A 12362-nucleotide genomic window follows, 5' to 3' on the forward strand; every position below is an offset into this window, starting at 1 on the left:
CAGTCCGAGTCGGCGTGAGCCCCGGACGAGTTCCGACGGTGTGCTGGGGGTGATGGTGTTGGTGTAAGTTTGTGTCTATCATGGTAGGTCTTGACCAACAAAGACCTACACCCTACCTCACGCGCATGTGCAAGGACATGTGGAAGATGGTTCTGGCCTGCGCCTGGCTCGGCGCGGTCGGTTGTTCGGGACTAGACGCAGCTCCAGCGGGCGGCGCAGCCGTCTCACTCGTGAGCGCTGGGCCTGACGGCGCGCTCTATCGACTCGAGAACGCGCGTTTTCGGGTGCGAGGTCCGAGCGACGTGGACTTCAACACGGCGGACTTCCCAGCCGAGTCCGTGCACAGCTTCCAGCTCCCTCCCGGCGACTACCAGGTCACGCTCCGCTCGGGGTGGACGCTGGTGCGCTCGGCTGGTGACGAGCACGACGGCCCGGTCGCGGCGTCGCTCGTCTCCATGAACCCCATGACGATCCGGGTCGAGTCCAACGCCGTCGCGGGTGTGCGCTTCGTCTTTCAGGTGGAGGACGTGAACGTCATCTTCGAGCCCGGACAGCTGGACGTGGGCGTGGACGTCATCTTCCCCGACGCGGGGGTGCCGCCTGTCTCCACGTGCCTGGTGGACGCCGAGTGCGACACGGGGCTGTTCTGCCTCGGCACGTCGCGCTGTGACCCCACGGCTGCGGGAGCGGACGCTCGCGGCTGCGTGGCCGGACAGAGCCCGTGCGACGTGGGTGAGGTCTGCGACGAAGTGCAGGATGCGTGTGTCCCGCCGCTCCTCTGCGAGGCCCCCGTGCGCACGTGCGCGACCGACGCCGAGTGCGGGGCCACGGGTGACCTCTGCGCTGACCAGCACAGCTGTGACCCATCCTCGCCGGCTGCGGACGCGCGTGGCTGCGTGACGACCCCGGGGTGCTCGCGCGAGTCCTGCAACCCGGCCGTCGGCTGCCGGCAGTGCACCAGCGACGCCGGATGCAGCTACTGCCGAGGCGAGGTCTGCGACCCGAGCGATCCCGCGGCCAACGCGGCAGGCTGCGTCGTCGGACCGGGTCCCACGCCCAACGACGAGTGCAGGAGCCGCCTCGGCTACTGCTGGGAGGGGACGCACACCTGCCGCGTGTTCGCCGAGGCCGCCGAACGCTGCCGCGACGATGGCGACTGCGGCGGCTGGTGTCACGGCTCTCGTTGCGAGCCGACGAACATCAACTCGGATCCGCGCGGGTGCGTGGCGGGCCCGGACTACACCGCCATCTGCGCGACGCTGAACTCTGGTCCGCACTGCATCGAGCACCTGCGCCGCTGCGGCAACTGTGGGGAGCGGACCGACCCCAACACGGGTGAGACGCTGCCGGCAGACCCGGCGCTCTCCGATCACGATGGGGATGGCTTCGCCTCCGTCGTCTGTGGTGGACCCGACTGCGACGACACCGATCCGCGTCGTTTCGGGAGCGCACAAGAGATCTGCGACTTCGAGGGCGTCGACGAGGACTGCGACCCCAGCACGGTCGGCGACACCGACCTCGATGGCGACGGGTACGTCTCGTCCGCGTGTCGCAACGTGTTCCCCGCTGCGCCGTGGCTCAATCAGCAGGGGGACGACTGCGACGACGAGCTCGCCAGCGTGTATCCGGGCGCTGCCGAGCTCTGCAACCACCGCGACGACGACTGCGACGGGCTCATCGACGAGGATGCGTCGGCGCCGCTGTACCGAGACGTCGACGGCGACGGCTTCGGGGATGCGTCCTGCACGTTCGCGGGGTGCTGGAACGATCCTGGCTTCGTCACCAACGCCTTCGACTGCGACGACAGCAACGCGGCGCTCACGCCCGGGACCGGCACGTGTCTCGACGCCACGCACGTCGGACTGTGCTCGCGAGGCGTCGTCTCCTCGGTGAGCTGCGCCAGCGGCGAGCGGTGTCGGACCGGCGTCGACGGAGTGGGGCGCTGTCAATGAGGCGCTGAACCCGACGGCCCCTCCGCGCGAAGCGGCGCTCTGGTCTTCAGGGCGCCGCTTTGTGCGTGATGACGGCTCGCTTCACACGCGCACGCCACGCGCCTCGGACCTTGACCAGCGCCCGCGCGTGTGACCCGATGCGCGCATGACGAACAGCGCGCGCTTCGTGGTCGTGTCCCCCGCCGATGACTCCGTGGTGTACGAAGGGAGCCTCGCGACTGCGGCGGAGCTGGACGGGGCGCTGTCTCGCGCCGTTAAGGCGCAGCGCGCGTGGGGGGCGTCGCCCCTCGCTGCGCGGGTGGAGGCCGTGTTGCGCTTCTTGTCCGACGTGGAGGCGGAGAAGGATGACGCCGCGCGCGAGCTGATGCTGCAGATGGGGCGCCCCATCAGCCAGGCGCCGTCCGAGCTGGCAGGGTTCTTGGACCGTGGGCGCACGATGGCGCGCCTCGCCGAGGAGGCCTTGGCCGACTACGTGCCCCCGGCGAAGGATGGCTTCACCCGTGCCATTCAGCGCGTCCCCGTGGGCGTGGTGCTGGTGCTGGCCCCCTGGAACTACCCCTGGCTCACCGCCGTGAACGCTGTGGTGCCCGCGCTGTTGGCCGGCAACGCCGTGCTGCTGAAGCACGCCGAGCAGACGCCGTTGGTGGCCGAGCGCATGAGCGCGAGCGCGCTGCGGGCGGGGCTCCCCGAAGGGGTGCTGCAGCACATCCACATGAGCCACGAGGTCACGGCGAACGCGGTCCGCGACGCGCGTGTCGGGGCGGTGGCGTTCACTGGCTCGGTCGAGGGCGGCCACGCCATCTCGCGCGCCGCGGCGGGGCGCTTCATCTCGGTGGGCTACGAGCTGGGCGGCAAGGACGCGGCCTACGTCTGCGAGGACACGGACGTGGCCAAGGCGGCGGCCAACGTGATGGACGGGGCGATGTACAACGCGGGGCAGTCGTGCTGTGCCGTCGAGCGTGTGTACGTGCACGAGAAGGTGCTCGACGCGTTCCTGGAGGCCTCCGTCGCAGAGGTGCGCGCGCTGCGCCTGGGCGACCCGCGGGAGGCCGCGACGAACCTCGGGCCCCTCGTGCGCGCCCGCAACGCGGCCGTCGTGCGCGCGCAGCTGGAGCAGGCCTACGGCGCCGGCGCGCGCGGGTTGGTCGGAGGGAGCGCGGAGGGGCTGCCCTCGCAGTACGTCGCGCCCGAGGTCGTGGTGGGGGTCACTCAGGAGCTCGACCTGATGAGCGCCGAGACCTTCGGACCCGTGGTGGGCGTCATGCCCGTGGGCTCCGACGAGGAGGCCGTCGCGCGCATCAACGACAGTGCCTACGGGCTGACGGCGTCGCTCTGGACCCCCGACCTCGAGCGCGCCCAGCAGCTCGCCGCGCAGCTGGACGTGGGCACCGTGTTCATGAACCGCTGCGACTACCTGGACCCCGAGCTGGCGTGGGTGGGCGTGCGTGACTCGGGGCGCGGCTGCACCCTGTCGCGCTTTGGCTTCGACGGCTTCACGCGGCTCAAGAGCTTGCACCTGCGGCACGCCATCCCATGAGTCGCACCGGCACGAACACGGGCGACGCGGGTACGAACCCGGACACGGCGCTCGCGAACGCGACCGTCGACCCCGCGCCGAGGCTCGTCGTGGCGACCACCTCGCCGTACCGGCTCGAGCTGATCGCGCGGCTGGGCGTGCCGTACGTGGCGGTGGCCCACCGCTGCGACGAGGACGCCTTCAAGGGCCGCGGAACCCGGCCCACCGACCTGGCGATGCAGCTGGCGCGCAAAAAGGCCGAGAGCGTGGCCTTGGACCACCCGGGCGCGTTCGTGCTCGGGTCGGACCAGGTGTGCGTGTTCGGCGAGGAGATCCTCAGCAAGCCGGGGACCGCCGCGCGGGCGGAGGCGCAGCTCGCGCGGCTGCAGGGCACCACCCACGAGCTCGTCACCGCGGTGGCCCTGCGACACCCCGATGGCCAAGTGCGCGAGCGTCTCTCGGTGCACCCCATGACCATGCGCGCGCTCTCGGCGGCCGCCATCGCGCGCTACGTCGCCGCAGACCAGCCCCTCGACTGCGCGGGCAGCTACAAGGTGGAGGGGCGCGGCATCACGCTCTTCGAGCGCATCGGTGGGGACGACTTCACGGGCATCATCGGGCTCCCGCTCATCGCGCTGACCGACCTCCTGGGCGACGCCGGTTTCGAGGTGCCGTAGATGAACCCGGCGCCCGTCGACTACCTGGGTGGCTACCCGGAGGAGCTGCGCGACAAGGCGCTTCGGGCGCGGCGCGAGGGCACGCTCGAGCGTCGCCTGCTGGAGCGCTACCCGCTGGGCCACGAGATCACCACCAACGCGGCCCTCTACGACTTCGCGCAGGGCATCAAGCGCGAGCACCTGCGCAGCTCCCCTCCGCTGGCGAAGGTGCGCTACCACGACAAGTTGAGCACGCTCCACAAGGCGTTCGGGCTGCACACCTACGCCGTGCGCGTGCAGGGCGCGAACCTCAAGAGCCAGAACGAGATCCGCATCGCGAGCTTGTTCAAGGAGCTGCCGCTCGCGTTCCTGCGCATGGTCGTGGTGCACGAGCTCGCGCACCTGCGCCACAAGGAGCACGACAAGGCGTTCTACCGGCTGTGCCAGCACATGGAGCCGGACTACCTGCGCCACGAGCTCGACCTGCGGCTGCTGCTCTTCGCGCGGCAGCCCGATCAAGCGTAGTTGCGCACGACCACCTCGCTGACCTTGCCGCGGCGCAGCCCGTTCGAGTTGATCGCGCGCGGAGCCTCGATGGTGCTGATGTGGAAGTCCGCGTACAGCTCGCGGATGAACGGCACGTCGCTGTTGCTGAGCATCAGCTTGGCCCCGCGACGGTGCAGCTCCTTGAACACGTCGCGCAGGCGCGTCTGGTCCGCTTGGGTGAAGCCGTCGCGCGCGTAGCTGGTGAAGCTGGCGGTGGTGGAGACGGGCTCGTAGGGCGGGTCGAAGTAGACGAAGTCACCCGGGCGCGCGCGGTCGAGCAGCTCCTCGAAGCCAGCCTGGCGCACGTCGGCGTGAGCCAGCGCGGCGCTCGCGCTGCGCAGCCCGCTCGCGTCGAGGATGGTGGGGTTCTTGTACTTGCCCGCGGGCACGTTGAACTCGCCGCGTTGGTTCACGCGGTGCAGCCCGTTGAAGCAGGTCTTGTTCAGGTAGATGAACATGGCCGCGCGCAGCGGCTGCTTGTGGCCCTCGCCTGCGTTGTAGCGCTCGCGCACGCGGTAGTAGGTGTCGGGCGCGTGCCCCGCGGCCGCCAGCGGCGCGAGGGAACGGATGACGCCTTCCACGTCGTCGCGGATGGAGCGGTAGACGTGCACCAGGTCGGGGTTGATGTCGCTCAGCGCGGCCCGCTGCGGCTGCCGGGCGAAGAACATCGCGCCCCCGCCGACGAAGGGCTCCACATGCCGCATGCGCGCCACGCCCGGGGGCAGCAGCGGCTCCAGCTGCCCCATCAGGCGCCCCTTGCCACCCACCCACTTGATGAAGGGTGAGGGGCGCGGTAGGTCGCGCAGCGGACGGGCCGGGACGACCGAACCCATGGGGATCTTCTGGAGCGGGAGGCGCGCGATGGCGGCGGGGGTAGCCATGTGTGCGACGCTATCCCACATGTACGTGTCGCCCAAAAAAGCGGCTGGCCGGGACTGTGTGCGTGGCTGCTATCGTTCGCCACCGCCATGACCATTCGCAGCGACACCGAGCCCGGAACCGATCACACGAGCGCGCTCGAGCTCATGGGGGCCTTTCGCAACGTGCCCCGCACAGGCGTCATCTACGTTACCGTGGAGGCCCAGAAGCGGGGCTTCCAGCTGGGCGCCGAGGGATGGTGCAACCTCGGACAAGGGCAGCCCGAGACGGGGCCGCTTCCCGGCGCGCCGCCTCGCGTGACCAGCGTCCCGGTGGGCGCGGACGACCTCGACTACGCCCCGGTGCCAGGCATCCCCGAGCTGCGCGCGGCCGTCGCCAACCTGTACAACGAGCTCTTTCGCAAGGGGAAGGCCTCGCAGTACGGCCCCGAGAACGTTGCCATCTGCGGCGGCGGGCGGGTGTCCATCATGCGCGCCTGTGCGGCCATCGCGCCGGTGCATCTGGGACACTTCCTGCCGGACTACACGGCCTACGAAGAGCTGCTGGACGTGTTCCGGCGCTTCCAGCCCATCCCCATCCTGCTGGACCCCGCGCAGGGCTACGAGTTCACGGCCGACGACCTGCGGCGCGAGGTGATGGGGCGCGGGCTGGGCGCCATCCTGATGAGCAACGCGTGCAACCCCACGGGCAAGCTGGTGCACGGCGAGGCCCTACGCGCCTGGGTCGACGCGGCGCGCGAGCTGGACTGCGCGCTGCTCATGGACGAGTTCTACTCGCACTACGTGTGGGTGGGGGACAAGCCCATCGTCAGCGCGGCGGAGTACGTCGACGACGTCAACCGCGACCCCATCGTCGTCTTCGACGGGCTCACCAAGAACTGGCGCTACCCGGGCTTCCGCACCACGTGGGTGCTGGGCCCCAAGACGTTCATCGAGTCCGTCGCGAGCGCGGGCTCGTTCCTGGACGGCGGCGCGGTGGCCCCCATGCAGCGCGCCGCGGTGGAGCTGGTGCAGGTCGCGCCGACGCTGGCCGAGACCGAGGCCATCCGCAGCACGTTCATCAAGAAGCGCGACCGCTTGGTGTCGGGCCTGCGCGAGCTGGGGATCACCTTCGCCGTGGAGCCCGAGGGCACCTTTTACGCGTGGGGCGACCTCAGCGCGCTGCCCGAGTCCATCCGCCACGGTGAGGACTTCTTCAAGGCCGCGCTCGAGCACAAGGTCATCTGCGTGCCCGGGCACTTCTTCGATGTGAACCCCGGCAAGCGGCGCATGGGCCGGCCCAGCCGCTTCCGGCACCACGTGCGCTTCTCGTTCGGGCCCGACATGGAGGTCATCGAGACGGCCCTCGCGCGTCTGGGCGAGATGATCCGCAGCCACCGCTGACCGCGCGGCGCGAACGCCTACGGACGGCGAGCGCGAGCCCGAGGACCCACGCCCCGACAAGCGCCGCCGGGCCGCCGTGGGAGGTCACCGAGGCGGAGCACCGGATGGGGATGAACACGTCGGAGCCACCTCCGGTCGAGGGGGGCTCGGGCGCGACGACCCGGCCCGTGCGCATGGCCGGGTCGCCCAGTAGGTTGAAGAGGCGTGCGGCGTCGTACTGACCCCCGAGCGACCGCGTGGCGGCGAGGGTGGCGTCGCCCAAGCGCGCGTTGTCCGCATACAGCGTCGCCACGACGGGGCCCGCCAGCGCGTCGGCATCCGCCAGCGTGGTTTGCCCGGAGGGGCCGAACACCGCGACAGCGCCCTGCGGCAGTCGCACGAGCTCCTCTGCGATGCTCTGGAAGCCGGGCACGTCGAAGCGCCCCACCGAGCAAGACATCGTGAAGTGCAGCGCAGGGAGACCGCTCGGGTCCAGGCCGGGTAGATCCTGGCTCCGCAGGATTCCGTCGCGCCCGATGCGGTCCAAGCCGCCGTGCCCGAAGTAGAAGACGGCGTCCGGCGACTCCGCCAGCGCCGCGTGGAGCTCCGTGCGGGCGTCCGCGACTGCGCCGCTCTGGGCTACGGCGGCCAGCGTGAAGTGGGTCGGAGCCTGCGCGCTCGCGGCCGCCGCGGCCGTGACGAAGTCGTCGCCCATGCTGGGGCGATCGGCGACGGTCAGCAGCGTCTCGTGTGCGCGCTGCTCGTAGGCCAGGATGCGCTCCACCATCTGGCTGAGCTCGGCCGCCGAGCTCGCTGGGAGGCGTCCCACCGGGATCGCGGGACCGGAGGTCAGCGAGTCGGAGACGAGGTACCCGTCCGTGGCGAAGAGACCCCCGACCGTGCGCGTGATCGGGCTGGGCACGAGGTTGTCCCCGAACCCGCGCAGGTCGCGGAAGTCGTACGTGCCGTGTCCCGCCAAGAGGACGTAGCGCGGCGGCACGCTCCACTCCCTGCGGGCGCGCGTGAGGAAGGTACGAATCGCCTCGGGGTCGGGCACGCCGTCCGAGTGCGTGTCGAAGATGTCCTGGACGTCCACCACCACCGTGGAGAGGCCGTCCGCAGCGCGCGCGTCGACCAGAGGGGCGATGGCGTTCAGCAAGCTGCGGTGCGTGATGACGACATACTCCGCGGCGAGGTCGCCTGAGATGTCCGTGGGGTGCGCGCCTCGTACTGACCTGGGGGAGAGCGTCTCGCCGCGGTCGATCCAGTAGCGGCGCCCCGCCATCACGCGGAAGCTCACGGTCCCGGCCTCCACGGCGAGGCCTTCGAGGATGCGCGGCGCCGACGGGGTGCTCACATCGAGCACACGGAGCCCTTCGTCCTCGGGCACCGTCACCACGCCGTCTGCGCTCGCGTCGAACGCACCCGCTTCGCCGCCGAACGCGCTCGGGACGGCGATGTCGAGCTGGTCCACGTAGAGGAACCCCACGTTCGTGCGCACCTCGACGGCGTGCGTGCCAGCCGACAGCAGCGCCGCGTCCACCTCGAACGTCAGCGGCTCTCGGCCGCCGGCTGGGGTCCGCGTGCCAACGAGCGTCCCGTCCACGAGCAGTGACACGTCGCCGCCGTCATAGCCGGGGATGGTCTGCACCTCGACCGTGACCGAGGCGTCGTCCAGGGCCGCTCCAGCGAGCGCGAACGAGGTGCGCAGCGGGGCGGTCGGCGAGACCGTCTGCCAGAACCACAAGTCACTGCGCGGATCCTCCACCACCACCATGCCGGCGAAGACCTCCTGCTCGAGGTGGATGCTGCGTACGTACGTGTCCAACGCCGCGCCGCCGTCGGGCGTGGCGTCCTCGGTGGCGAACGCGCTGCCGCCTCCGTCGAGGCGCACCAGGTAGTGACGCACATCCGAGAAGACGTGGTCGGGCGCGTCGGCGTAGAACAGCACGCCCCCTGGGTGGCGCTCGTACGGCACCGCGGCCCCCGCGCCGCTGATCGTGAGCTCGCCGGTCGTGATGGCCGACGTGACCGCACCAAGGGAAACGCCGAGCGCGTCCGCGAGCGCCACGCTGCTGACGAGGACGAGACCCTCGGACGGCACGAGCACCCGCGCGACGTCACCCGGTTCGTCGTCGGCGTCCTTGGCGCGCACCACGATGGGGGCTGTGTGCGGAAGTGACGCGAAGGGAGCCGCGGTCGAGACGGAGAGGTCGTCGGAGACAGCCTCGCCGCCCAGCTCGTACGTGGCGCGCGCCCCACTGACATCCAGCTCCACCACGCGGAGCGCACCCGTCAGCCCGACGGGCAGGTGGAACGCATACACGCCACCCCCGGGCTCGGAGAGCGCGGGCAACAGCTCGGACACGGGGGCGAAGCCGGTGCCGTCGTCGTGCTCCACGATGAACCCCAGCGTCCCAGTCTCGGACGAGGTCTCCCACGTCAGCATGCGCCCGCGCTGCTCCACGCCGACCATGCTGACGTGCAGCAGCGGCGCAGCAGACTGGAGACAGAGCTGCCCGTTGCTCCTCGTGCGGCTCTCCTCCGACTCGATCAGATAGGAGATGCCCTGGTTCGCTTGGAAGGTGCACGTGGCGGTACCCGTGCACATGATCGCGGAGTCGCTCAGCCGTCGGGTCTGGGTGTCGAGTCCGCCGAAGCCGCTCGCGCTGGTCGTGGCCACCGAGTCGGTGGTGTCGGTGAGGGTCGGCGCGTAGAGGAACCAGTTCGGTTCACCGCTGTCCGTGTGCGCGATGCAGTTGCCCGGCGAGCTGGTGGCCGAGGTGATGCTGCGGACCAGCAAGAGGGACCCGCGCACGCCCAACGAGTTGGACCCCTTGGTCATCCGGATGCGATAGCGACGCCCCGCTACAGGGTAGATCGGGACCACCTGCGCCCGGGTGCAGTTCGCCTCGAAGATCGCCCCCTGATAGGCCGCCGACCCGACGGTGGTGAACGTCCCCGAGTTCAGCACGAGCTCTTCTTCGACGAACAGCGTGCCAGCGCCCGAGCCCTCGCAGCGCGACTGCCCGACGAAGATGTCGCCCGCCCCAGCCGTGTAGGGTGCGCTGGTGCACGCCGTGCCAAAGAACCCAGGCGTGCAGTCGGACACCGTCGTGGACGCACGAGCGGGGAGCGATGGAGCCAACGTGACCGCAACCGCCACGAGTGTGGCGCAAATTGACAAACGCATCGGAAATATCTGCCTGTTGCTGAAGGGTGATGCAAGGGGGCCCCCCACATCGTGGCACCTCGACGCACCCGTGGCGGTCTGGATGAGGCAGCCAAGCCCGCGCGTTGATCCCGTGTCATCTCACCCTCGGCGCCCTCGGGTCCGGCTCGGCCCTCGCCAGAAAGCGCTCCTCCGAGGAGCGCGTCAGCGCGCGACGTGCTCGTACAGCGCGCAGCCCACGGTGAGGCCGCCGCCCGCGTTCACGAACAGCACTCGCTCACCGTCACTCAGCGGCTGGCGCTCACGGGCCAGGTGCCAGCCGAGCGTGCAGGCCGAGGTGTGGGTGTCGGCGTGCGTCTTCCATGTGCTCAACAGGGCGCCGGGGTGCAGGCCGAGACCCTCCGCGAGCTGCGCGCCGAAGGTCTCGCTGGGCTCCGAGCAGATCAGTCGCAGAGCGGAACGCTGCGCGCCCGTCTCGTCCAGGAACGCGTTGGCCGTCTCCCGCGCGAACGCCTGCAAGCGCTCCAGATAGTCCGGCGCGCGCACCACGTCGATGGTGGTGCGGCTCTTGGTGCCGCGGACGGCGATGTCGCACGAGCCAGTCTGGCCATCGAAGGCCACGGGGGACGTACGCTGCTGGACGGCCCCAAAGCCTCGGTCTCCGGGCGCCAGTCGCAGCAGCATGGCCGAGCCCAGGGGCGTGATGGGGAACGTGGGGTCGGGCTGTCCGGAGGGCGGGCAATCGGCCGCGACGATGAGGGCGTACTCCTTGCGGCGCGTGGTCAGCATGGCGCGCAGCACGGTCACGGCGTTGAGCAGGCCGCACGCGCCGTTGTTCAGGTCGAAGGAGAACACCTCGCGCGTGCCTGGGAACTTCCGGATGTCCGGCGACATCTCGAGGGCGTGCTGGATGAGGGCGCAGACCGACGGCTCGCACATGTTGTGGTGCCGGAACACGCCCACGTTGACGAGGAAGTCCACGTCGCCGACGGCGAGGCCGGCCTGCTCGAGGCAGGCGCGCGCCGCGGCCGCGCTGTGGCTGATGGAGTCCACGGTGGCGTCGACCGAGCTCAGCCCGGTGCTGTGAATGTAGAGTCCCACTCAGAGGCCCATCCGGCTGACGGTGACGGAGATGGCGCCGGTGACGATGCCGGAGGCCGCAGGGAAGAAGAGGAGCTTGTCGCCGGCGCGCACGCGCCCGTCGCGAAGCGCCTCGTAGAGCGCGACGAAGTGTGACGTGGACGACGTGTTGGCGCAGGTCTCGAGCACGTGGATGGGTGGCGGCATCTTCGTCCCCAGCGCCTCCTCCGCGATGCTGACGCTCTTGTCGGTGAAGCGCAGTCCGAGCTGGTGCGGCACGAGGTGGTCGAAGGCCTCCTCCTCGAACGTGGAGCCGCGTTCGGCCAGCACACGCTCCACCACGAAGGGCCACAGGCGCAGGTTGTCGCCGGCGTGGAGCTTGCTGTTCTTCGTGTACAGCGCGATGCCCGACGTGAGCTCGCTCGGCTTCCCGAGGCACAGGAGCGCCGCCTCGGTGCAAGAGATCATCTCCACGAAGCCGACGTGGTCGTCCGCGCTGGGTTCGCCGTCCAGGATGACCGCGGTCGCGGCGTCACCGACGGTGAGCGACGCGAACTGCTCGTCGAAGGGTGAGCTGATCTCGCGCACCGCCGTCTCCGAGATGGCGCTGTTGCACTCGCCGCACACCACCATGCCGTTCTTCACCACCCCGGTGCGGATGAGGTTCTCGAGCAGGTACACGCCCGTGAACATGCCGGCGCAGGCGTTCGACACATCGAAGTTGAGCGCCTGCGTTGCGCCCAGGGCGTTCTTGACCCAGAGGCTCATGGCCGGCTCGAGGAAATACTCTGCCTCGCCCTTCACCCGCGTGATGGCTCCGCTGATGATCACGTCGAGGTCCTCGGCGCGGTAGCGCGAGCGGCCGAGGCAGTCGCGCGCTGCCCGCAGGGACATGCTCAGGGTGTCCTCACCGTCGCCGCGCACATGGCGGGAGGCGATCCCCGTCACCTGCTCCAGCGCGAACACCGGGGGCGCCTGCAGGCGGTCCACCAGCTCCTGGGTGGTCACGGTTCGCTCTGGAAGATAGAGTCCCAGGCTCTCGAAGCGGACATGGTGGTCTTGGGTCTGCGGCGTGGGAGCGGTCATCGCGATCAGTCTACGGGCCCGGGCGAAGGCGCAAGCACGCTCGGTACTGTATGTCACTGTGCTACATGTGCGTCCACTCGACACACGAACATTTTGGGCTAGCAGGAGAGCCTC

At 70.1% G+C, this 12362-nt stretch carries 9 protein-coding genes; 5 read left to right on the top strand and 4 right to left on the bottom strand.

Going from position 1 to position 12362, the window contains the following annotated elements; genetic code table 11:
- Nucleotides 1-137: 137 nt before the first annotated feature.
- The 4 genes from H6726_10870 (at nt 138) to H6726_10885 (ending at nt 4649) form a co-directional block, all read left to right on the top strand.
- Nucleotides 138-1952 (top strand): putative metal-binding motif-containing protein, encoded by a 1815-nt coding sequence (locus tag H6726_10870; GenBank protein MCB9658140.1) that lies wholly within the window; start codon nt 138-140, stop codon nt 1950-1952.
- Nucleotides 1953-2097: 145 nt separating this feature from the next.
- Nucleotides 2098-3489, top strand: coding sequence for an aldehyde dehydrogenase family protein (locus H6726_10875; protein ID MCB9658141.1), 1392 nt, complete (start codon nt 2098-2100; stop codon nt 3487-3489).
- Nucleotides 3486-4145 carry a septum formation protein Maf gene (gene maf / locus H6726_10880; protein ID MCB9658142.1) on the top strand — a complete coding sequence of 220 codons (660 nt, stop codon included), beginning with the start codon at nt 3486-3488 and terminating at the stop codon, nt 4143-4145. The genes H6726_10875 and maf overlap by 4 nt, the downstream gene beginning before the upstream one ends.
- Nucleotides 4146-4649 (top strand): M48 family metallopeptidase, encoded by a 504-nt coding sequence (locus tag H6726_10885; GenBank protein MCB9658143.1) that lies wholly within the window; start codon nt 4146-4148, stop codon nt 4647-4649.
- Here H6726_10885 and H6726_10890 read toward each other — a convergent pair.
- Nucleotides 4640-5503 carry a DNA adenine methylase gene (locus tag H6726_10890; GenBank protein MCB9658144.1) on the bottom strand — a complete coding sequence of 288 codons (864 nt, stop codon included), beginning with the start codon at nt 5501-5503 and terminating at the stop codon, nt 4640-4642. The genes H6726_10885 and H6726_10890 overlap by 10 nt on opposite strands.
- 192 nt (nt 5504-5695) lie before the next feature.
- On the opposite strand from H6726_10890, the gene H6726_10895 reads away from it, so the two are divergent.
- Entirely contained in the window at nt 5696-6931 is a 1236-nt protein-coding gene (locus tag H6726_10895) for a pyridoxal phosphate-dependent aminotransferase (protein ID MCB9658145.1), read from the top strand.
- Here H6726_10895 and H6726_10900 read toward each other — a convergent pair.
- The 3 genes from H6726_10900 to H6726_10910 form a co-directional block, all read right to left on the bottom strand.
- Complete coding sequence (locus H6726_10900) at nt 6879-10022, bottom strand: hypothetical protein (GenBank protein ID MCB9658146.1); 3144 nt, start codon at nt 10020-10022, stop codon at nt 6879-6881. The two genes, H6726_10895 and H6726_10900, sit on opposite strands and share 53 nt — an antisense overlap.
- Nucleotides 10023-10286: 264 nt before the next feature.
- Nucleotides 10287-11183, bottom strand: coding sequence for a hypothetical protein (locus H6726_10905; protein ID MCB9658147.1), 897 nt, complete (start codon nt 11181-11183; stop codon nt 10287-10289).
- Nucleotides 11184-12248, bottom strand: a complete 1065-nt coding sequence (locus tag H6726_10910; GenBank protein MCB9658148.1) for a 3-oxoacyl-ACP synthase — start codon at nt 12246-12248, stop codon at nt 11184-11186.
- Nucleotides 12249-12362: the final 114 nt, after the last annotated feature.

The sequence above is a fragment of the Sandaracinaceae bacterium genome, from assembly GCA_020633055.1.
Classification (GTDB): domain Bacteria; phylum Myxococcota_A; class Polyangia; order Polyangiales; family Houyiibacteriaceae; genus JADJJE01.